At 66.5% G+C, this 21,953-nt stretch carries 15 protein-coding genes; 7 read left to right on the forward strand and 8 right to left on the reverse strand.

All coding sequences use genetic code 11. The features are described 5' to 3' along the window. Positions 1–482: helix-turn-helix domain-containing protein (locus G3N92_RS12620; RefSeq protein ID WP_277396161.1), on the forward strand; the 482-nt coding region annotated here is incomplete at its 5' end. A 297-nt stretch (positions 483–779) separates the two neighbouring features. Then, the gene (locus tag G3N92_RS12625) at positions 780–3,002 is read left to right on the forward strand and encodes a TonB-dependent siderophore receptor (protein WP_206127861.1); all 2,223 of its coding nucleotides are present in this window, start codon (positions 780–782) and stop codon (positions 3,000–3,002) included. 210 nt (positions 3,003–3,212) lie between these two features. Here G3N92_RS12625 and G3N92_RS12630 read toward each other — a convergent pair whose 3' ends face one another. Then, complete coding sequence (locus tag G3N92_RS12630; RefSeq protein WP_206127862.1) at positions 3,213–6,167, reverse strand: EAL domain-containing protein; 2,955 nt, start codon at positions 6,165–6,167, stop codon at positions 3,213–3,215. A gap of 165 nt (positions 6,168–6,332) precedes the next feature. Next, the gene (locus G3N92_RS12635; RefSeq protein WP_206127863.1) at positions 6,333–7,043 is read right to left on the reverse strand and encodes a hypothetical protein; all 711 of its coding nucleotides are present in this window, start codon (positions 7,041–7,043) and stop codon (positions 6,333–6,335) included. Between the two features lie 1,114 nt (positions 7,044–8,157). Here G3N92_RS12635 and G3N92_RS12640 point away from each other — a divergent pair. Then, complete coding sequence (locus G3N92_RS12640) at positions 8,158–8,982, forward strand: IclR family transcriptional regulator (protein WP_206127864.1); 825 nt, start codon at positions 8,158–8,160, stop codon at positions 8,980–8,982. Positions 8,983–9,218: 236 nt separating this feature from the next. Further along, positions 9,219–9,770, forward strand: a complete 552-nt coding sequence (locus tag G3N92_RS12645) for a hypothetical protein (RefSeq protein ID WP_206127865.1) — start codon at positions 9,219–9,221, stop codon at positions 9,768–9,770. 175 nt (positions 9,771–9,945) lie between these two features. Here G3N92_RS12645 and G3N92_RS12650 read toward each other — a convergent pair whose 3' ends face one another. The 4 genes from G3N92_RS12650 to G3N92_RS12665 form a co-directional block, all read right to left on the reverse strand. Further along, the gene (locus G3N92_RS12650) at positions 9,946–12,315 is read right to left on the reverse strand and encodes a GNAT family N-acetyltransferase (protein WP_206127866.1); all 2,370 of its coding nucleotides are present in this window, start codon (positions 12,313–12,315) and stop codon (positions 9,946–9,948) included. 518 nt (positions 12,316–12,833) lie between these two features. Further along, a complete protein-coding gene (locus G3N92_RS12655) occupies positions 12,834–13,124 on the reverse strand; it encodes an H-NS histone family protein (protein WP_206127867.1) in 291 nt (96 codons plus the stop codon). Between the two features lie 107 nt (positions 13,125–13,231). After that, positions 13,232–13,519 (reverse strand): hypothetical protein, encoded by a 288-nt coding sequence (locus G3N92_RS12660; protein WP_241014757.1) that lies wholly within the window; start codon positions 13,517–13,519, stop codon positions 13,232–13,234. A 449-nt stretch (positions 13,520–13,968) separates the two neighbouring features. Beyond that, positions 13,969–15,450: a sigma 54-interacting transcriptional regulator gene (locus G3N92_RS12665; RefSeq protein WP_277396162.1), complete on the reverse strand. Its 1,482-nt coding sequence runs from the start codon at positions 15,448–15,450 to the stop codon at positions 13,969–13,971. A gap of 378 nt (positions 15,451–15,828) precedes the next feature. Between G3N92_RS12665 and G3N92_RS12670 the strand changes: the two genes are divergently transcribed. The 3 genes from G3N92_RS12670 (at position 15,829) to G3N92_RS12680 (ending at position 18,987) form a co-directional block, all read left to right on the forward strand. Beyond that, positions 15,829–17,232 (forward strand): GntP family permease, encoded by a 1,404-nt coding sequence (locus G3N92_RS12670; protein WP_206127868.1) that lies wholly within the window; start codon positions 15,829–15,831, stop codon positions 17,230–17,232. A 345-nt stretch (positions 17,233–17,577) separates the two neighbouring features. Further along, positions 17,578–17,847, forward strand: a complete 270-nt coding sequence (locus G3N92_RS12675) for a hypothetical protein (RefSeq protein WP_206127869.1) — start codon at positions 17,578–17,580, stop codon at positions 17,845–17,847. Positions 17,848–17,997: 150 nt separating this feature from the next. Then, positions 17,998–18,987: a DedA family protein/thiosulfate sulfurtransferase GlpE gene (locus G3N92_RS12680; protein WP_206127870.1), complete on the forward strand. Its 990-nt coding sequence runs from the start codon at positions 17,998–18,000 to the stop codon at positions 18,985–18,987. A gap of 24 nt (positions 18,988–19,011) precedes the next feature. Here the strand turns inward: G3N92_RS12680 and G3N92_RS12685 are convergent, their stop codons facing one another. Both G3N92_RS12685 and G3N92_RS12690 read right to left on the reverse strand, forming a co-directional pair. Beyond that, positions 19,012–20,466 carry an OprD family porin gene (locus G3N92_RS12685; protein WP_206127871.1) on the reverse strand — a complete coding sequence of 485 codons (1,455 nt, stop codon included), beginning with the start codon at positions 20,464–20,466 and terminating at the stop codon, positions 19,012–19,014. 310 nt (positions 20,467–20,776) lie between these two features. Continuing rightward, positions 20,777–21,358: a cupin domain-containing protein gene (locus G3N92_RS12690; protein WP_206127872.1), complete on the reverse strand. Its 582-nt coding sequence runs from the start codon at positions 21,356–21,358 to the stop codon at positions 20,777–20,779. Between the last annotated feature and the right edge of the window lie 595 nt (positions 21,359–21,953).

Below are 21,953 nucleotides of genomic sequence, written 5' to 3' on the forward strand. Positions count from 1 at the left end.
CCGCGCGCGTGCGGGACGCCGCGGACGCGGCGCGCATCGTCGCGCCGGTGGTGAGCACGCTCGCGCGCCACCGCTGGCCGGGCAACGTGCGCGAGTTGCAGAACGTGATCGAGCGGATCGCCGTGGAACTGGCCGAAGACGACGGCGGCGGCGATGGCCTGGCGTTGCCGCCCGATGCGTTGCGCGCGATCGCGCCGGAGCTGTTCGCGCCGGGCGAGATGGCCGATACGGACACGCTCGCCGCGCCAACCAACGCCGCCCCGACGCTCCACGAACGCCGCCGCCGCGTCGAGGCGGACGAAATCCGCGCCGTGCTCGACGCCTGCGGCGGCGACCGCGAGCGCGCCTGCGCCGTGCTCGGCATCAGCAAGACGACGCTGTGGCGCAAGCTGGCCGCCGCATCGAACACCGCATCCGGCCCCGGATCGCGCCCCGAACCGGGTACTGGATCGGGTGCCACGCCGCCGAAACGCCGCCGCTGACGGCGCGCCGGGCCGCCCGGCGCGTCACATCGCCTCACTACCCGACCGGCAAAACCCTTGCCCAGCGGGGCTTTCACACGTTTTCCCCGCAGCCGTTGGCCCGCGCTGTTGTTACATACCTACATGAGAATTACTTTAAAGATGACAATGATTCGCATTTAATTTATAGTCGCGGCTCAATAAAAGTGCCGTCCCGCTTCGTCCAGACTCGCAGGACCGATTGACGGAACGGCCGGCCCGCCCGGATTCCGAACGACGCCCTGGGACGGAGATTTCATCAATCCGTTAGTGCGTCCTATGTCATCCAGCAACCGTTCGCCCTCGTGGGCTCTCTCGCCGATTTCCCTGGCCTGCCTGTCGCTCGCGGCAGCCTGCGCCTTCCCTGCCGCCGCTTCGGCGCAAACCGCCACTGCCGCACCCGCCACCCCGGCCAGCACGTCCGCCGCGAGCGCCACCGCCTCGCTGCCGACCGTCGCCGTCAAGGGCAAGGTCGAGGAACTGCCGGGTGACCTCTCGCCGACGTTCGGCGGCGGCCAGGTGGCGCGCGGCGCGGATTACGGCGTGCTCGGCAAGCAGCGCAACATCAACGTGCCGTTCAGCATGACGACCTACACGTCGAAGCTGATCGAAGATCAGCAGGCGCGCACGCTGGCGGACGTGCTCGACAACGATCCGGCCGTGCGCACCGCGTTCGGTTACGGCAACTTCTCGCAGACGTTCGTGATCCGCGGCTTCACGCTGTCCGGCGACGATATTTCGATGAACGGCCTGTACGGCGTCACGCCGCGTCAGCTCGTGGCCACCGACGCGGTTGAACGCATCGACGTGCTGAAGGGCGCCAACGCGTTCCTGAGCGGCGCCTCGCCGACCGGTTCGGCGGTGGGCGGCGGCATCAACATCCAGCTCAAGCGCGCCGACGACAAGCCGCTCACGCGTGTCACGCTCGACGGCAGCACCGGCGGCCAGGTCGGCGAACACATCGATATCGGCCGCCGATTCGGCAGCACGGGCCAATTCGGCATTCGCGCCAACCAGGCGGTCAGCGGCGGCTCGACGGACATCGACGACGCTCACCACCGCGCCAGCACGCAAGCGCTCGCGCTCGACTATCGCGGCGACAAGCTGCGCCTGTACGCCGACTTCCTGCACCAGCGCGTGCGCGACGACGAAGGCCGCAACGTGGTCTACATCAGCGGCACGGGCGCACTGCCCTCGCCGCCGTCGGCCACCGGCAACTACTCGCAGCCGTGGGCGTTCAGCGATCTGGAAGACACGGTCGGCCAACTGCGCGCCGAATACGATTTCGCCCCGGGCTGGACGGCCTACGTGGCAGGCGGCGCGCGTCACACCGACGAGCACGGCGAATACACGTCGCCGACCTACAACGCCGCCACCGGCGCGGTCACGATGAGCCGCCTCGGCGTGCCGCACCAGGAAGACGCGCAATCGGCCGAAGCCGGCGTGCGCGGCCGCTTCACGACCGGCCCCGTTTCGCACATGGTGTCGCTCGGCGCGGCCTACACGCGCCTGAACTCGCAATCGGCCTACACGTTCGCGAATTCGTTCTCGTCGTCGCTGGTCAACCCGGCGGCCGTGCCGTATCCGGCCACGGTCGGCTCGGGCGGCAACCTGTCGGATCCGGAAACCACGGCCATGACCTGGACGCGCTCCATCGCCGTGTCGGACACGCTCGGCTTCCTGAACGATCGCGTGCTGTTCACGCTCGGCGCCCGCACCCAGGCGATCGCCACCACGAACTACGGCTACACGGGCACGGTCAGCAGCGTGTACAACAAGTCGGTCACGTCGCCGGTGTTCGGCATCGTGTTCAAGCCGACCAACGACTGGTCGATCTATGCCAACCGCACCGAAGCGCTGACGGCCGGCGATGCCGCGCCGCAGAACGCGCGCAACTTCGGCGAAGTGCTTGCCCCGTACCGCTCGAAGCAGTATGAAGTCGGCACCAAGTACGATGCGGGCAGCTTCGGCGCAGCGTTCGCGCTGTTCCAGATCGAAAAGCCGATGGCGAACACGGACCTGACGACCGGGATCTTCGCGGCGAACGGCACGGAACGTCACCGCGGCGTGGAATTCTCGGTCAACGGCGAACCGATGAAGGGCCTGCGCCTGATCGGCGGCGCCAGCTACCTGAACGCCACGCTGCAGGACACGGCCGGCGGCACCAACGACGGCAACCGTCCGATCGGCGTGCCGAAGTTCACGTTCACCGCGAACGTCGAATACGACCTGCCGATGCTGCAGGGCGCGACGCTGACCGCGCGCTGGATCCACACCAGCTCGGAATACGTCGACTCGGCCAACACGATGTCGATCCCGTCGTGGAACCGCTTCGACCTCGGCGCGCGCTACAAGACGCAACTGTTCAAGAAGGACACGACGTTCCGCATCACGGTGCGCAACGTGGCGAACAAGTCGTACTGGGCGGCGGCATCGAGCGGCGGTTACCTGACCCAAGGCGAACCGCGTTCGATCTGGCTGTCGATGACGACCGACTTCTGATCCCGATAGCGATGTGATGTAAAACCGGGCCGGTCCGCCGGCCCCGGTTTGTCGTAGCGGTGCTTGTATTTCTCGTTGTTCACGGCTTGCGGCGCGCGCCGGTTTCGATTGCGGGTCTCCTCCTCTCCTCGCATCGGGCCGGTGTCGCGCGCCGCTCTTCCTGCCACCTTCTCCGCCGCTTTCCCGCCCGGTCCGCCGCGCCGCTCCGGCTCAGCCTTCCTCGAACGATGCGCCGCCGCCCGAGCCCGCATGCGCCGGCTCGGCCAGCGCGCGCCGGATCGCCTCGAGCTGCACGAAATCGAGGCCGGACCCGGCCGCGAGGATCTGCTCGGGCGCGGCCGGCCGGCCCACCGCGTAGCCCTGCACGTAATCCACGCCGATCGAGCGCAGCGCCTCGAAGGTCTTCACGTCCTCCACCCATTCGGCGATGGTGCGCATGCCGAGGTTCTTGGCCAGGTTGACGATCGATTCGACGATCGCGATGTCGGCCGGGTGCTCGCACATGGTCTTCACGAATTCGCCGTCGATCTTCAGCGCATCGGCCGACAGCGCCTTCAGGTATTTGAACGAGGTGTGGCCCGCGCCGAAATCGTCGAGCGCGATGCGGATGCCCATGTCGTGCGCGCGCGCGATGAAATGCTGGCTCGTCTTGAGGTCGTGCAGCGCCACCGTTTCGGTGATCTCCAGGCACAGGAAATGGACGATCTCCGCGTGCGCCTCGAGCCGCCGGAAGATTTCGGCCACCACGCGCTCGTCGTTCAGCGACGCGCCGCTCAGGTTCACGCAGATGAAGCGCGTCTTGACCAGCGTGTGCTGGTTCGTCTCGATCCAGTCGAGCACCATCGACAGCACCCACAGATCGATCGCGCCGATCGTGCCGGAGCGCTCGAACGCGTCGATGAAATCGACTGCGCTGATAATCGCGCCGTCCTCGCGGCGCAGCCGCAGCAGCACCTCGAAATCGAGCGCCTCGCTCGCGTGCGAGACCGACACGATCGGCTGCATGGCCAGCAGCAGCCCGTCGGGGATGGTGTCCTCCTTGAGCGTGCCGATCAGCGCGATGTCGCGCGAACGGCGCTCGACGTCGAGCGCGTCGCTGCGGTAGACGATCACCTTGCCGTTGCCGTCGCGCTTCGATTCGCGGCAGGCGAGATCGGCGTGCGCGACCACGTCCTGCACCGACATGTTCGGCAGGCATTCGACCACGCCGATCGAGGCGCGCACGCGGAACGCGCGGCTGCCGATCGGATAGGGCAACGCGCTGATCGCGCTTTCGAGGCGGCGGCACAGCGCGGCGGCCTCGTCGACGCTGGTGTTGGCGAACACGCAGACGAACTCGTCGCCGCCGATCCGGCCGATCACGCCGCGCCCGTCGAGACAGGATTTCATGCGCACCACGAGCTGGCGCAGCACCTCGTCGCCCGACGCGTGGCCGAACATGTCGTTGATCAGCTTGAAGCGGTCGAGGTCGACATAAGCCACCGACCACGGCGTGCGCGCCGACAGCAGGCCTTCCAGCACATGCTCGATGCCGCGGCGGTTCAGCGCGCGCGTCAGCGAATCGTGCTCGGCCAGGTAATGCAGCCGCGCGACGGCCTCGGCGCGCTCGGTCACCTCTTCCAGCGAGCCCTCGTAGGCGCTCTCGGAGAAGATCGCACGCAGCGAATAGCGGTGGTTCGAGGTGGGGGCGCCTTGCGTGCCGTTGATTTCGATCGCGCTCGCGCCGCCTTGCATGGCCAGCGCGCGCAGTTGGGTCCACGAGCCCGCGTCGAAGAAGTCGGTCCAGAGACGCTGGCGGTAATTATCGCGATCGAGGCCGAGCATCGCGAGCAGCGCCGGGTTCGCGCGCGCGAAGCGGCCGTCGCGATCGAGCGTGAACAGGCCGATCGGCGTCAGCTCGTAGGTGTTGCGCAGCTCGGTTTCGGTTTGCTGGCGGCGGGCGCGATCGGCGCGCATCTGCTCGGCGATCGCGAACGCCGCCATCATGCTCGACGCCAGCGACGTGGCGACCGGGTTCAGCACGCCGAACAGCATGCGCGTGCCGAGCGCCGCCGCGAACACTTCGGACAGGATCGAGAACAGCACCACCGACAGCGAGGCCACGTACCAGATCACGGTGCGCGTGCGGGCGCGCAGCAGCATCCGCGCGAGCACGAACAGCAGCAGCAGCATGCCGGCGCCGGCCAATGCCCACAGCGCGGGGATATACAGCCGGTACGGCAACACCAGGGCCAGCGCGAGCAGCACGCCGCCGCCCACCTGGACGATCTTCAGCAGCCATAGCAGCGATACCTGGCCGATCTCGCGGCGGAACAGCCGCCCGAACAGCGAGACCGTCACGATGTAGTACACCGAGAACGTCAGTTGCCGAACGAAATCGATCCAGCCGGGCGGGATCGCGTGGTCGAGCCAGATGTTGTCGAAGCCGAGCGCGTTGGCGGCCAGGCGCTGGTTGCCGACCAGCCACACCGCGAACACCACGTAGGTCCACTCGCGGTTGATCACGGCCGTGACGAAGATGAAGATCGCCAGCATCAGCAACCCGCCGCAGATCAGCGAGGCGTTGCGCTCGAACTGCAGGCGCGTGGCCGACAGCGCACGCCCGGTCAGGCGGCTCGCCGTGACGTAGGCCGGGCCGCTGTAGAAGCCGCGGCAGAGAATGGCCGCGTGTTCGTTGGCCGCGTCGAGGCGCAGCGCGAAGCCGGCGGCGGCCGTCTGCATCGCGCCTTGCGTCCCAAGGCGGTCGGCGCGGCCGAGCGGCGCGAGCGTTTCGGCGTTCCAGCACGACAGCGATTTGGCGTGCCGCGACGCGAACGCGACGTAATCGTGGGTATCCGGTTGCGCGGCGGCCGGCTGGCTGTCGAGCCGCATCCAGACCGGATGCTCGGAAAGATGGGTGCCGAAGCGGAGCGTGAGCGGCGCGGCGTTCAGTTCGCGCGCGGCGTCGGCCGCCGAGGCCTGGCCGGTGCGATCGATATAGGCGTGAAAGTCGAGCGGAACGGTGTCGATCGCCACGTTGCTCGACGGCGACACCGAGAAGAACAGCGCAGTGGAAACGGCAAGCAGCGCGGGTACCAGATAGATGGAGAACAGGTCGAAGCCGCGGTCGAAAAATCGCCCGCTCGCCAGCTGTCTGAATCCTGAAACCCACTCGGACAACCGCATAACCCCTCTCCTCCTGTCGCACCCCGAAACGTTCCCGATTCTAATCGGCCTTCATGCAAATGGCTGCCTTTAAATGTGAAGGATGATGGTCGAAAGCGGCCTATGCGCCCGGCCCGCAGGCCGGGCGCACCGGTCATCGCAACACCCTGCCGCCCGGCCCGTGCATCAGGCCCGGCGCGGCGTCACGTCGATATCCGGATGATGCGTCTCGAACACGTAGCCATACAGAGGATGCTGTACTTCCGCCCAGCGGCGCTGCGCCGCCGCAACCGGCTTGGCCAGCACCCGGTGCGGCATGCCGCCGACGTGCGCCATCGGGAAGAACTCGTTCGCGCCGAACACGTCGTCGAACAGCATCGACTGGTAGTCGCGATCGAGCGGCGCGCGCGCGGTGATCACCATCCAATCGATCGCCGCTTCGCGGCAGTACGCGAACAGCGCCTTGCACAGCGCGACCTTCACCGCGCGGCCGATCATGCCGCCGCGCACCGCCAGCCGGGTTGCCTCGGCGAGCCGGCAATCGGTCAGCCAATCGGGCAGCGCCACCGACGATTGAAGCGGCAGCGGCCCCTGCGCGTTGGTCTGAATCCGCATGGTGCCGACCGGCTCGCGATCGAGCCGCGATTCGGCCAGCAGCACGACGGTGTCGTGACGGCGATCGATCGCCTCGACCGCCATCGTTTCGGCGAATTCCGGCGTGTGACGTCCATAGGCGGCACGACGCATGGCCACCACGCGCTCGAGATCCGCTTCGTCGTAGACGGCGCGGATCGTAAACGGCAGGCGTTCGCTGCGCAGCGGCAAATCGACGGGCGGGATGATCGGGTCGGCAAGCAACGAACCGGTGGCGAGAAGGGAGGGATGAACGCGATCCATGGTGAGCTCCGTAGCATTTCGTGGAAAAGACGTCTTGCGATGCGCCCGCCATTCGGGCAAACCGCGACGCAAATCGAGATTCGCACGAAACAACTATCTGAAACGTCACGAAAGACCGCTTACTTACCCGGAATAATTTATGCATTTGCATTCCCGATTCATTGAAATGAATACGGGGTCGGGAAACGCAACGAGGATCGCACCCCGCATCGTGCCTACAGATGCCGGGCAGCCTTCCGGAAAGCCTTTCCGAGTCAATCCCAGCGGCAATTTCCGGGGAATTTATGGGGTTGAGCTAATCGAGGTGCAACCCGGTTTCGATGTGGCTTTTTGAATACGGAACCAATCATTTTTACCAGGTGGTTCTCCGGCTCCGTAATAAATCAGCGGACGCTGAAAAGGCCGCCGGCGGCGAATCGAATCCGGGGCGGCGAGGCGCCCGCCAGAGGCGATCGATAAACCGCGCGGAATTCGTTGAGTGCGCAAGCAACTATCTGGATCGAGCGCGACGGCTTCTGGATGCATGCGTGACTCGAGCGGGCTGCGGCGCATTCACCGATGGCGCATGTTTCGGCGTGCTTCGGCGTAATTCGGCGTGTTGCCGCATCTTTCCGAAACCGGCCCGGAGCGGCCAAGGGAATGGGAGCGACAGCGCACCGGCGTCAAGCCCGCACCGCCGCCGGAACGACGCATCCGACAACGCACCAGCTCGCGATAAACAGACGCCCGATGACGCAATGTTTAGTGAAATATGACGGTTATCGGGTCTCGATCGCATCGAATGTTGCCATGCGACAACAGCTTGACAACGCCCGCTCGGCGGCATGACCACGACGCGACGGGCCTTGCGACGGATCGCCGTCATTCGGATCGAACCCCATCATTTAATTCACTCGCCAACCGGGCGATATCATGCTTACGATCTATTCCTTTTCGTTTACTGCGCTGCGATAAACAGCCTCATCGATGCAACTGCGCCGGGCGTTCGCCCGGTGGCGGCACCGCGCGTTCACTGCCAGACGCGCCGCGCCGACCGAATTCCTGTAAGCCCCGGCCGGGCGCCCTCGCCGCCTCATCGGCGCGCGGTCGCCCGGCCATGCAACGACGAATCACCATGCCGATCACACCCGCTTCTTTCGCGAAACCCGCCGTCACCCCCTGCAACCTCGAGGAAGTCGAGCGATACCGCGCCCCCGCGCTCGACAAGGGACTCGACATCCTCGAATTGCTCGCGGAGCAGAAAGAAGGCCTGACCCGCACCGAGATCACCAAGCAACTGAGCCGCAACGCGAGCGAGATCTACCGGATGCTCGAACGCCTGGTGGCACGCCAGTACGTCACGCGCTCGTCGGGCGGCGACCGTTACACGCTGAGCCTGAAGCTGTTCGCGCTCGCGCACCGCCATCCACCGATGAACCGCCTGATCGACGAAGCGCTGCCGCTGATGCAGCGCTTCGCCGACACGGCAGGCCAGTCCTGCCACCTGTCCGTCTACGATCGCGGCAGCCTGCTCGTGATCGCGCAGGTGGACGACCCGGGCGCGTGGGGCATCTCGGTGCGCCTCGGCTCGCGTCTCGGCCTGGCCGACACCGCCTGCGGGCAATTGATGCTGGCATTCCAGACCCCAGGCCAGCGCGAGCACATGGCCAGCGAGCACGCGAGGCTGGCCGGCGCGGCGCCGTTCGACGCCGCCGCATTCGAAGCCACCGCCGCAGCCCTGCGCGCCGACGGCTGCCTGTGCCAGGAATCGCGCCGCGCCTACGGCGTGACCGATCTGGCGTTCCCGGTGCTCGGGCCGTCCGGCCAGGCCATCGCCGTACTGACCTGCCCCTACGTGCAGCGGATCGACGTAACCGGCGGCCCGTCGCTCGACGAGGTGACCGAGCTGCTGCGCCGCACTGCGGGCGGGCTGTCGATGAGCGACCTGCAGGCGGCCTGAGACCGACGGGGCGCCGTTCCCCCGGAGGCGAAGCATCGAAGCGGGCCGCAGGGGAATCCCCCATGCGACAGAACGGCGCGCACGCCGCGGGGGGGCCGCCGGCGCCCGGCCACAGCGCTCCGGCAGCGGCGCGCGAACCGGCGACGGCAACCGCGCGCTGGATCGCATCGCCACACGACGCTAAAATGGCGGCCCCTTCCGCAAACGACGCCCGCTTTCCGAGCGGCGCGCTCACGATGACCCTCATGGCCAAACTTCTGACCGATCTCGAATTCCAGCGTTTCTCCGAACTTCAGCAGAAGCAGGCAAGCTTCACGATCACGCCCGAAGAGGCGGATGAACTGCGCGACATCGTTGCCCGCGCGCAGAAAAAGCGCGACGACCGGGCCGCCGCCATGCAGGCGATCGAGTCGTACATCGCCCAATTCGATATCTCGCCCGACGAACTGTTCTCGCCCGAACAGATCGGCGACGCGGCCCGCACCTACGGCCTGATCTCGGCCAGCAAGAAGGAACGCGTGCTGCCGCCGTCGATCACGTTCAACGGCAAGCCCTACCAGTGGACCAAGACGCTGCCCGACGACGTGCGCGCCGCCCTGTTCGACGCCTTCACCGGCGGCGAATCGGTGAAGCGCTTCATCGCAATGCCGAAGGACACGGCGCGTTCGGCACTGACAATCGCCCGCCTCGAACGCGAAACCGGCGCGGTCTACACGGAGCCGCTGCTCGAAGAGCTCGCCCTGTCGCGTGCACTGATCGACGACGCCGCCGCCAAGCTGGCCGCGTAAATCGCGTACAGCGTCGCGTGCAGCGCGGGCTTCTCGCCCGCCTGCGCCGGCGGCTGTGCGGAGCGCAGATTGCGCCACCCGTCGCTACTGCGTGGCCCCGGCGCCCATCACCTCCCGCAAAACCTCACCTTTCGCCTCCCGAACCTCCTCACCCTCTGCGTTTTCCTTCACGCGTTCAGTCTTGCAGCTTCATCCGGAACGCAACGACCCCCGGCTCCTCGCTCGACGACACCGTGAACCCCGCCGCGCGCGCCAGGCCGATCATTGCGCCGTTCTCGCGCAGCGCTTCGCCGATCAGCCACTGCGTGCCGCGCGAGCGCGCGTAATCGATGATCTGGGCCATCAGCAAGCGGCCCAGGCCGTTGCCCTTCTGATCGGGCCGAATCGCGATCGCGAATTCGGCCGTTTCGTTGTCCGGATCGGCCACGGCGCGCACCACGCCGAGCGTTTGCCGCTGCCCGCCCGCCACGTCGGCCGTGGCGATCAGCGCCATCTCGCGGTCGTAGTCGATCTGCGTCATGCGCGCGACCTGCGAGTGATCGAAGCTGCGGATCGAACCGAAGAAGCGCATGCGCAGATCGTCGGGCGTCATCGCGCCGAGCAGCGCCGTGTGCGCAGCCTCGTCCTCGGGGCGGATCGGCCGCACCGTCATGGTGGTGCCGCGCCAGTCGACGCGCTGCTCCAGCCGGCGCGGATACGGCATGATCGCCAGCCGCCCGCGCCCGGTGGCAAACCGCAAACGCACATCGTCAATTTCGATGCGCTGCGGCAGCACGCGTAACGCCAGCGACAGCCCGACCAGCTCCCGCACCTCGCACACCGCCTGCGACAACGCCATCAAGGCCTCGAGCAGCGGCTCCGGCGCGGCCCGCTGCGCGTGCGGAGAACGGCGCACCACCGCGCGCGCGAGCACCGTGTTGAACGGCGGCAATGCATACACGACGAACGGCGAGGACGCGCCATCGGCCGACGGCACCGAATAGCGGAACACCGGGCCGAAGTTCTGGTCGTCCATCATCTCCACCCCAACCGTCACGATGGGCGAATCGGTATCGGGTGCATCGCCGCGCGCGGCTCGCAGGCCGAAATGCGCGAGCCAGTTCGCCGCCGGCTCGCCGCTCGACTCGACGGGGCCGCGCGCGGCGGCCTCGCGCGCCTCCTCCTGAGCCTGCACGACCGAAGCCGGTGTTTCGGGCGGAGAGCCTTCCGGCGTCTGCATCAGCAATTCGCGGCCGAGCCGGTAATCGACGAGGCGCGCATAGGCGCGCGCCAGCCGTTGCGGCGTGGTGTGCACGGGAATGCCGTTGGTATGCAGCGCATCGCGCACGGCGGCATCCACGCCGCCGAAAAAGCACGCGACGATGCCGTGCGGCGCCTTGCGCTGCGCTTCGATCAGCTCGCGCGCCACCGAATTGACCGGCGCACTGTGGGACGTTGCATGCACAACGAACAGCGTGCCGGCATGGGGCTGGGCACCGAGCGCGCGCACCGCCGCGCCAAACGCCTCGGGCCGCGCATCGTCGCCGAGCAGCAGCGGGTTGCCCGCCTCGATCCCGCGCGGCATCGGCATCGCGGCTGACAGCGCGGCCGTGGCGGCGGGCGACCACGGCGCGAGCCGCAGGTCGCCCGCCGCGCCGAGCGCATCCACGGCGAGCTTCGCCACGCCCGCATCGCTCGTGATCACGGTGGCCGCGTTGCTGGTGGGGATGCGGCCGACGCCGAGCGTTTCGATCTCGTCGAGCAGATCGTCGAGCGCCTCCACGCGCACCATGCCAGCGCGTTGAAACGCGGCCGTGTAGAGCGCGTCGCCCGGATCCGCCCGGCCGGTACGCAAAGCGAGCACTGGCTTGTTGCGTGCGGCCGCGCGCGCCGCCGACATGAACTTGCGCGCCGATTTCACGCTGTCGAGTTCGAGCAGGATCGCCTTCGTGGACGGATCGCTCGCGAGGTAATCGAGCACATCGCCCGCATCGACGTCGGCCTCGTCGCCCAGCGCAACCGCATGCGAGAACCCGAGCCCGCGCGCATGCGCCCAGCCGAGCGCGGCGTTGGTCAGCGCGTTCGACTGCGACACCCAGGCCACGCCACCCGCATGGACGCGGTAGGCCGGTGCGCCGAAATGCGCATTCAGGCGCGGCGTGACGATGCCGAGGCTGCCGGGGCCGACGATGCGCAGCAAGTAAGGCTTGGCCGCCTCGAGCGCACGCTCGACCGAGGTACGCTCGCCCGCCGTGCGCGCCTCGCCGACCAGAATCGCGCCGCGCGCACCCAGCGCGCCGAGTTGCTTGACGATGCCGGGCCAGGTGGCGGGCGGCGTGCAGATCACCGCCATCGACGGCGCGGCCGGCAACTGCGAGACGCGGGCATACACGCGCAGGTCGCTCAGTTCGTCGTACTTCGGGTTGACGGGCCACACCGGCCCGCCGAAGTCGCCATCGAGCACGCGGCGCCAGACGATCGCGCCAATGCTGCCCTCACGGCGCGACGCGCCCACCACGGCCACCGACTTCGGCTGGAACAACGCATCGAGATTGCGAACGGTCACGGCGCCTCCTCCTCTGGATTGCCGCGTGGGATGCGACAGTGAGCCGTAGCATAGGCGAAGGCCCCGGGGCTGCCTATATGCCGAACGGCCGACTGTCGCGGCGCGCCGATCCACGTCACGATGTTTCCCGATCGCACGACGCAGCAGCGGAAGCAACGCGGTCGTCCGTCACGCAAAGGTGAGCCGATACGGGAGGCTGGGTGAGAACGTTCGGGAGCGAAGGTGAGGAAGTTCGGGAGCGGCCGCAAGGCGTGTTCCGCACGGCGCCGAATGGCGGCTGGCCGCAAGCCCGGCGCAACATGCCTGCGCGCGGCGCCGGTGCGCAAAAAGACCGGAATCGCCGGTCATTATGGGTATTTAACCGGCAATCTACACGGCGTTACGCTAAATCGCTTTCGGGAAACATAATTTCCGAATTGTTTCACACGCGCATGAAACCGGAAAAACAAAACGGCGCGAACGACAGGCTGTCGATTCACGCCGTTGGAGAAACCGTCAAAGGTGAGACTTTTCGGGAATCAATCCTTGATCAGGAAGCGGTTGCGGTTCTTGCCGAGCCAGGCGGGCGCGCGGCCACGGCCGCTCCAGGTGTCGCCCGTCTTCGCGTTCAGGTATTTGGGCGGGAGCGGCTTCTTCGGTTTGACGGCCGTGGCAGCACTGCGAAAACCGAGCTCTTCGGGCGTGATGTCGTATTCCGCGATTTTTGCCTTGATATCGGCAATCGCATCGCTGATCGCCTTTTCGCGTTCCTTGTCGATCTTTTGCTGCAGCTTCTCGAGCTGCACGGTCAGTTGCCTATAAGTCGCCATATCGGATCGCACTCCGTGTTTGGTTATTTGGACAGTATAGAAATCAAATTACGCGCGGTTGATATTTTTTTGTATTGCGTCCCGGCTGACCGACGAGACGCCACCGCTCAATTGGTGCTTTTGGCTTTACATGCGAACAGCAGCGTGCGGCTGCCGTTATCGACGGATTGCCGAACCGTATCGACATCGCCGCCGCAAATACCGCGCGCATTTTCGAAACAGGCATCCCAAGGGCCTGCGGCGGAGCAGGAAACCTGCGTCGTGGCGCGGCCGTCGGGCGTAAATAAAGGCGCGCCGCCGCCGCAGCCGGCGAGGCTGGCAAACAGGGCAAACGTCAGGAAAATTCGTGCGGCCGGCTTGCGCGCCGAGGGCGCCGACGCCAATCGATCTGTCATGGAGGGTTCCGGTCTGTGTGCTTTCGGGACGACGCGAGTATGCCACGCCGTAGGGCGCGGCAGTCGATTTGCCGGGCGAGAAAACACGTCATGTCCGATGCAAACGGTTCAATCGGCAAGCCCGTCGGCCAAACACGAAAGCCGGGCACGGCCATTGCCCCTCGAACCATGGCTTACCGGCCGCTTGACCGGGCCTGACGAATTCGCGGCGGCCAGCGCCATTTCGCCGTTAAACGAAAGCTCGCGATCCTGCCGTCTCGCCAAACCCGCATGCCGACGCCATATTCAAGGCCATAAGTCAGATTTATTCGATTTAAAAATGATGAATATTCTTAAACTCTCGATATACCGCTCCGTATATTCGGCCGCCATCCGCTTACGCGCCCGAGGTGTAATTGCGAGTCATGAACAATAAACGCGAACGCGCGAAATCCGCCGCCATGGCGATGTCAGGCATCGATACCGAGCGCGGCGATCTTTTTGTAGAAGGTCGTGCGCCCGATACCGATGCGCGCGGCCGCGTCCGCAACGCGGCCACTGCTCGCCGCCAGCGCCTCGACGAGGAAACGTCGCTCCCATTCGGCGAATGCATCGGCGTAGGCGACGGTTGCCGGAGCAACGGGTTCGGGCACGGCGGCGGCCGTCGGCGGCGCCTGCTCGATGTCGGCCACGCGCGGGCCGAGCGCGCCGGCCGCCGTGCCCGCACCCACGAACGGCGCCAGCACCTCGGCGTCGATCAGCGCGCTGTCCGAGAGCATCAGCGCGCGTTCGAGCGTGTTGCGCAGCTCGCGCACGTTGCCGGGCCAGGCTTGCGCGGCGAGCAGGCGCAGCGCGTCGGCGGTCAGCGTGCAGTGTGCGGCGTGACCGTGCTGCGCGGCCAGTTCCTCCAGCGTCGCATACACCAGCGCCTCGATATCCGAAGCGCGTTCCCGCAGCGGCGGCAGGTTCAGCGTCAGCACGTTGAGCCGGTAATAGAGATCGGCGCGGAAGCGGCCGGTGGCCACCAGCGTCGGCAGATCGGCCGAGGTCGCGGCGATGATCCGCACGTCGGCGCGTACGATCCGGTTCGAGCCCACCGGTTCGAACTCCTTGTCCTGCAACACGCGCAGCAGCTTGCCCTGCAGCGGCAGCGGCATGTCGCCGATCTCGTCGAGCAGCAGCGTGCCGCCGTCGGCCAGTTCGAACTTGCCGATGCGGCCCTTGCGATCCGCACCGGTATAGGCGCCCGGCGCCGCGCCGAAGAATTCGGTTTCGAGCAGGGCATCGGGAATGGCCGCCACGTTGACGGTCACGAGTGGCTTCGAGGCGCGCGCGGACGCCGCGTGGATCGCATGCGCAAGCAACTCCTTGCCGGTGCCGGTTTCGCCGAGCAGCAGCACCGGCGCATCCACGAGCGCGGCGCGCCGCGCCTGCCGCTTGGTTTCGAGGCTCGCCGCGCTGGTGCCCACGAAGCTCGCGAACGTGTACTTCGGGCGGCGCGCCTGCGCCAGCGAGCGTTGCGCGGCAAGCAGTTCCTGCTGCACCTGCATGTAGCGCGCGAACAGCGGCGTGAGCGTCTTCAGTTCGTCGAACAGCGCGAAGCCGATCGCGCCAACCGTCTCTCCGGCCTCGTCGAGCAGCGGCAGCCGTGTGACGACGAGCGGCTCGCGGCCGGTTTCCATGATGTCGAGCAGGGTGGGCCGCCCGGTCGCCACCACTTCGCGCATCAGGCTGTGCGGGATCACCGCCTCGCAATCGAGCCCGATCGCCTGCCGAGGATCGGCGAAACCGAAGCGGGCCGCATAACGGGAATTGATCCAGACGACGCGCGCGTCGCGATCGACGATCAGCGTGCCGGCGCTCGAATGCTCGAAGGTGCGGAACAGCGATTCGGCGGCGCGCGCCAGCACGTCGCCGTAGCCGGCCGGCAGGTTCGACCAGTCGTTCATCATGGTGTCGTCGTCTCCGTTTATTGTCGGAGCATGCGTGCCGTCTCCGAATCGGGACGCATTATCCCATTTCGGAGACAGCCACCAAAAACCCGCCGAGCAATACCCGGCAATCACTGCGCGTGGTTTTCCGGCACTGCGCGGCAGACTTTGTCCTGGAATCGGGACGGCTTCGGTAGAATCGATCGCGGCAATCGCTCGGCACACGGCGAAATCCCGGCCCAAGCGGCGTTCGGCGGCCGGCCGCCCAGGCGGCAAGCGCTCTGGCATGAAATCTGCACCACAGCGTCGTCCTGCGAATCGGGCGGCGCACGCACCGGCAGCAGGCGTGGACGGACACACCCCGTCCACATCGAAAGAATCAATAAATAGGAGACTCACTTGTCATTCATCATCGTCCTTGCTGCGCTGGCGTTCCTGATGTTCGCCGCCTACCGCGGCTACAGCGTGATCCTGTTCGCGCCGATCGCCGCACTGGGCGCGGTGCTGCTCACCGATCCCGCCGCCGTCGCCCCCGTCTTCTCGGGCATCTTCATGGAGAAGATGGTCGGCTTCGTCAAACTCTACTTCCCGGTGTTCCTGCTCGGCGCCGTGTTCGGCAAGGTGATCGAACTGTCGGGCTTCTCGGAGTCGATCGTCGCCGCCGCGATCCGCTATATCGGCCGCTCGCGCGCCAACGCGGTGATCGTCGCGGTCTGCGCACTGCTGACTTACGGCGGCGTGTCGCTGTTCGTGGTGGTGTTCGCCGTCTATCCGTTCGCGGCCGAACTCTATCGCCAGAGCAACATTCCGAAGCGGTTGATGCCGGGCGCAATCGCCCTCGGCGCGTTCTCGTTCACGATGGATTCGCTGCCGGGCACGCCGCAGATCCAGAACATCATCCCGTCGACGTTCTTCAAGACCACCGCGTGGGCCGCGCCCGCGCTCGGCACGATCGGCTCGGTGTTCATCATCATCGTGGGCCTGACCTACCTCGAATGGCGCCGCCGCGCCGCGATGGCCAAGGGCGAAGGCTACGGCACGTCGCTCGTCAACGAGCCGGAACGCGTCGAAACCAGCTCGCTGCCGAACCCGGTGCTCGCCGTCGCGCCGCTGGTGCTGGTGGGTGTCGCGAACTTCCTGCTGACCAAGTGGATCCCGCAGTGGTACAGCGGCGCGAACTACACGGTGCCGCCGGAAGTGCTGCCGGGCCTGCACGCGCCGGTCACCACGCCGATCAAGACGGTGGTGGCGATCTGGTCGGTCGAGGCGGCGCTGCTGCTCGGCATCCTGCTGGTGGTGATCACGGCGTTCCCACGCGTGAGCGCGCGTTTCGCCACGGGCACCAAGACAGCCGTCGGCGGCGCGTTGCTGGCCGCCATGAACACCGCCTCGGAATACGGGTTCGGCGGCGTGATCGCCGCGCTGCCCGGCTTCCTCGTGGTGAGCGACGCGCTCAAGAGCATCCCGAACCCGCTCGTCAACGCGGCCGTGTCGGTCAGCTCGCTGGCCGGCATCACCGGCTCCGCGTCGGGCGGCATGAGCATCGCGCTGGCCGCCATGTCGGACACCTTCATCAAGGGCGCGGAAGCCGCGCACATTCCGATGGAAGTCCTGCACCGCGTGGTGGCGATGGCGAGCGGCGGCATGGATACGCTGCCGCACAACGGCGCGGTGATCACACTGCTCGCGGTAACCGGCCTCACGCACCGCGAGTCGTATCGCGACATCTTCGCGGTCACGGTGATCAAAACGCTCGCCGTGTTCTTCGTGATCGCCGTGTACTACGCAACCGGTCTGGTCTGACGGATCGCGCCGCGCGCCGGCTTTCACGGCGGCGCGCGCCACACCTTGGTGCACGGGCTCGCGGCGCCACGCCACGCAGCCCGCTCGCACGCCGGGCAACGCCATCGCCGCTTTTCCCGCTAAGCGGAAAAGCGCCACGCCGGCCCTCCGGATCCGCATCGATTTTCCGCGTCGCCAGGCCACCGCGATGGCTGCTTCGATGAACGCGATATGTCAGACCAGTCGCCCGTTTTGCGGCGTCTCGAATCTCGAAATTGTCGTTGCAACTGGCCGGTTCGCGTTACACTGCGTCGGAGCAGTTCGCAAGACAACATCTTCCATTGACACGTTACGAGGAATTGTTCGATGCGCACGACCGGTGCTTCCGGGGCGATGGCCCTCCTGAGCGAACTGGATTCGGCCGACGGCCGCGAGCTGCGCTCGCTGCGGCTCGAAGCCACCGACGACGGTAAAAGCGTGTTGCTGATCGAGGTCGACGAGCGCAAGCCCGGCATCCATCGCGAAGTGCGCTACGAAATCACGCCGGCCGAGCTGATCGCCGCGATCCGTTCCCATGGCGCGGAACTGCCCGGCGAATCGCACGTCGCCGCCACGTTCGCCCGCACGCCCTCCTGATCTCTCGCCGTGACGGTGAGCCAAGCGCCAATCGCTTCGCTCACCGCTTCCTCAGGTCGCCCGACCTACGCTCAGTTGACTTGAAAATGGCCGATAATCGGCCCATCTGCGTTTCCTACGCCATCCTCTCTTTCTTGCGTCACGTTCGCCATGCTGCATGACCTCGTCGTCCGGTACGGACCGCTCATCGTGTTCGTCAATGTGCTGGCAGCCGCGCTCGGCCTGCCCGTGCCCGCGATGCCGACGCTCATCCTGTTCGGCGCGATGGCCACGCTGCATCCCGACATGATCGGCATGCAATTGCTGCCGGTGCTGCTGCTCGCCGTGGTGGCGGCGGTGCTCGGCGATTCCGCCTGGTATCTGGCGGGGCGCCGTTTCGGCGGCCGCACGCTCAAGACGCTCTGCCGACTGTCGCTGTCGCGCGACAGTTGCGTGAAAAAAACCGAGCAGTTCTTCGGCCGCTGGGGCGTGCGCGTGCTGGCGATCGCGCGCTTCGTGCCGGGCCTCTCGCTCGTCTCGGTGCCGATGGCCGGCGCGCTTGGCACGCGGTACCGCACGTTCGTCGGCTACGACGCGCTCGGCGCGATGCTGTGGGCCGCGGTCGGCCTGCTGATCGGGCTGCTGTTCGCCGAGCAGATCGACTGGCTGTTCGCCGGCGCGAGCCAGTTCGGCCAGGCCGCACTGGTGCTGATCGGTTTGCTGCTCGTGCTGTATGCCAGCGTGCGCTGGTCGCGCCGCCGCGCGCTGCTGCGCACGCTCGCCAACGCGCGCATCGACGTGGGCGAACTCGAACAACTGCTGCTGGCCAACCCCACGGCGCTGCCGGTGGTGGTGGACGTGCGCACGCTCGAACATCGCCGCCTCGATCCGTTCTCGATTCCCGGCGCGGTGTTCGCCGACGAGCGCAACGTGCGCGAATTCTCGCTGCGCTACCCGCTCGGGCAGAAGTTCGTCGTGTATTGCTCGTGCCCGAACGAAGTGTCGGCCGCGCTGATGGCCAAGCGCCTGTCGGACGCCGGCTTCACCGATGCCCTCGCGCTGCGCGGCGGCCTCGACGCCTGGCGCGACACCGGCCACCCGCTGGACGGCATCGCCGGCATCGAACCGGCCGGCATCGCGCCCACGCCGAAAACGGCCTGACGCAAAGCGCGGCTCGAAACACCCTCAGAACACCGACACCGGCAGGTTCACCACCAATCGGTATTCCTGATTGGTGCTGTCCGAGTAGTGCGCCGAGCCCACGTGCCACATCGCGATGAAGGTGATCTTCGTATCCTTGAAGCGGCCGTTCTGGATCGTGTACGAAGGGATGAAACCGAACTCGTGATGGCGGCCCTGCACGGGCAGGCCATCCTTCCAGTAGATGCCCGCGTGCGTCGGATCGTTCGCGGCGCCCGCCGAACCATCCGCGCCCCAGCCCGTCAGCCCCCACACCATCGCCTTGAAGCCGGGCAGCCCCGCGTCCTTGCCGTAGAACGTATAGCGCAATTGCAGCGATTTTTCGTGCGGCGCGTTGTAGTCCACGTCCATCGAGTCGACCAGGAAAATGCCGTTGGTTTCGTTCAGGTAATCGAAGTATTGATCGCCGAGCACCTGCTGGAAACCAAGCAGCAATTCGTGCGGGCCATGCTGCGCGGCGAGCGACAGGCTGTACGCGTTGTTGTCGATCTTGCCTTGCCGTGCATCGCCCGTGTCGTGCGTCGAATAGACGTTGCCGAAGCCCGTCCACTTCACGCCGCTCGGCGCGCCATAGCTCTGCCGCACCGACGCGTAATACTGGTTCCACACGTTCTCGGCCTGATTCGCGTAGAGCGCGACAGAACCGGCTGGCGAGTAATCCCAGGTGCCGCCGGCATACGTGAGGCGGTCGATCCGCGTGCCGCCGTATTGCGAGGTCAAGTCGACCAGCGTGGAGCGGCCGCGCGCATCGGTCTTCGTGAAGCTGCCTGCCTCGAGCATCACGTTGCGGAATTCGTTGCTGACGATGGTCGCACCGAGAAAGGTCGGCGGCAGCGCGCGATTGTCGTGCGGCTCCATGAACGGGTTGTCGACGATCTGCAGGCCGTATTTGATCACCGTGTTCGAGATCCGCGCCTTCACGTCGTAGACGCCGGGGTATGCCCAGCCGAGCTGGTTCGATCCGCCGCCGCCCTTCGCCACATGCACCATGTTGCCGCCGCCCGCGCCGCCGTCCAGTTTCAATGCTGCGTACACCGAAGCATCCACGCCGAAGCCGATCAGCCCGCCGGTGTAGCCCGATTCGAAATTCGCCATCACCGCCTGGATCCACGCATGGCGATGCGGGCCGCCCTTCGCGTCGAGCGCATCGGCGTAATTGCGGAACATCAGTTCGAGGTGGCTGTCCTGCACGAAGCCGCGCGATTTCGATTGCGCGGAAGCATCGACGTTCGGCGCGGGCGACGGCGCCTGGTTCGCCTCGGCATCGATCACGGCGTTCGGCGTGGTGGCTTGCGCCAGCGACGGCGCTGCGTGAGCGGCAGGCACGGCCGCGGCATCGTCGGCATGTGCCGGCACGGCGGCGATTCCAGCCAGCACGGGAAGCATCCAGGCAAGGCGCGGCGCACGGCGCAGGTGCCGTGGGGTAGCGGATCGGTTCATCGTTAGGGTGTCTCTCAGGTTTGGCCTGCGCCGCCGCGCGCGTGCATCGTCACGGCGCACGCATGCCCTCTGCCGCAAACGTTAAACACGGCAGGCACGCGCGAGCACCACCCTCGCGGCCTTGAAAACGGCGCGACGGACGTGACGATGCAAAACGGAAAAGCCGGCGGCGCAGCGAACGGTGGGCGCTGCGTGTTATGTGATGTGGCTAGGCGAAACGCGGGGGACTGTGGGACGTGCCATTCATGTCGTTATCCTGATTATCTCCGTGGGGACACCCCGTTCGGAGAAACGGAAGATGACCCGGCTTTTAGAAGAGTCGCGGTGTACCGACCCAGACCACCACCGATTCCTGCTTCGCGGTGTTGACCCAGCTATGCGGCACGGTCGACAGGTAATGCGCGCTGTCGCCGGCCTGCACGACGAACGTCTTGCCTTCCAGCGTCAACGATACTTCGCCCTCGATCACGTACAGGAATTCCTCCCCTGCATGCGTCGTGACTTCCGAGCGCTTTTGCCCCGGCGGCATGCGCACGAGAATCGCTTCGAGCTGCCGGCCGGCCGACACGTTCGTCAGTCGTGCGAACAAGTTGGCCGAATCGGCGAAGCTGAAGAAGCGCAGTTGATCGCCGCGGCACACCGAACGCTCCTCGCTCGGCGTCTCGACGAAATACTGCACGTTCACGCCGAGCGCCTGCGCAATGCCGGCGAGCGATGTGATCGACGGCGAAGCCAGGCCGCGCTCGACCTGGGACAAAAACGGCTTTGAAATACCCGCGGCGCTGGCCGTGTCGTCGAGCGTGCGTTTCAAGCGCTGCCTGAGCGCCCGAATCTTTCCGCCCAGCTCGACGGCCGCACTTCTGGGCCGCGTGTTTTCAGTGGAAGCAACCATAGCAGGCCGAAATCTGATCGTCAAAAAAAGTTTGATGGAAAGTAACGAAGTTTGATCGATATGGCTTAATCTTCGTCTTCGTGACCGTGTCAACGAGACGGCCTGCGCCTTGGCGCACCCCGCGCAACGCTGCTGCGAGGCGTCATCTTGCCAGATCGCTCGCGGAATTCGTGCCCGATTCGCAGCATTCCTGAACGAAAAGGTTTGCGCGGCGTGCCATCCCGGTCACGTAAAAACGGGTTGTCGCCGCATCGGTCGCGGGATTTCCCGAAGTGACGGGCGGCAACCGCGTCGTGACAATGCGGCCGCCCCGAAGCGCGACACCCTCGCGCCCGGCCCGTCGTCATGGCCGGCACACAGCCCACCGGCTGCCTGCCGCCTTGTTTCAAGCGTCCCTATCCGGCCGCACCGAGGTTCATCCGACATGAATGCCGTTCCCCGCCCCGCGCGCGCCATGCGCGCCCACGCTGCCCTACGGCCGCGATGCAAACGTTGTCGCCACCACGCCAGCACCGCGCCTCCCGCCTGAGCGTCGCCCCTCATGCCGGCGCGCCCGCCTCCCGGCGCCGCGCCATTCCGAACCCGCCGCACCCGT

The organism is Burkholderia sp. Ac-20379, assembly GCF_017104645.1.
Taxonomy (GTDB): Bacteria; Pseudomonadota; Gammaproteobacteria; order Burkholderiales; family Burkholderiaceae; genus Burkholderia.

Excerpts from the sequence above, each read along its gene's own strand:
- G3N92_RS12675 (WP_206127869.1), top strand. The coding sequence starts at position 17,578 with ATGCGCACGACCGGTGCTTCCGGGGCGATGGCCCTCCTGAGCGAACTG.
- G3N92_RS12665 (WP_277396162.1), bottom strand. The coding sequence starts at position 15,450 with ATGATGAACGACTGGTCGAACCTGCCGGCCGGCTACGGCGACGTGCTG.
- G3N92_RS12635 (WP_206127863.1), bottom strand. The coding sequence starts at position 7,043 with ATGGATCGCGTTCATCCCTCCCTTCTCGCCACCGGTTCGTTGCTTGCC.
- G3N92_RS12645 (WP_206127865.1), top strand. The coding sequence starts at position 9,219 with ATGACCCTCATGGCCAAACTTCTGACCGATCTCGAATTCCAGCGTTTC.
- G3N92_RS12640 (WP_206127864.1), top strand. The coding sequence starts at position 8,158 with ATGCCGATCACACCCGCTTCTTTCGCGAAACCCGCCGTCACCCCCTGC.
- G3N92_RS12690 (WP_206127872.1), bottom strand. The coding sequence starts at position 21,358 with ATGGTTGCTTCCACTGAAAACACGCGGCCCAGAAGTGCGGCCGTCGAG.
- G3N92_RS12625 (WP_206127861.1), top strand. The coding sequence starts at position 780 with ATGTCATCCAGCAACCGTTCGCCCTCGTGGGCTCTCTCGCCGATTTCC.
- G3N92_RS12655 (WP_206127867.1), bottom strand. The coding sequence starts at position 13,124 with ATGGCGACTTATAGGCAACTGACCGTGCAGCTCGAGAAGCTGCAGCAA.
- G3N92_RS12660 (WP_241014757.1), bottom strand. The coding sequence starts at position 13,519 with ATGACAGATCGATTGGCGTCGGCGCCCTCGGCGCGCAAGCCGGCCGCA.
- G3N92_RS12630 (WP_206127862.1), bottom strand. The coding sequence starts at position 6,167 with ATGCGGTTGTCCGAGTGGGTTTCAGGATTCAGACAGCTGGCGAGCGGG.
- G3N92_RS12685 (WP_206127871.1), bottom strand. The coding sequence starts at position 20,466 with ATGAACCGATCCGCTACCCCACGGCACCTGCGCCGTGCGCCGCGCCTT.
- G3N92_RS12680 (WP_206127870.1), top strand. The coding sequence starts at position 17,998 with ATGCTGCATGACCTCGTCGTCCGGTACGGACCGCTCATCGTGTTCGTC.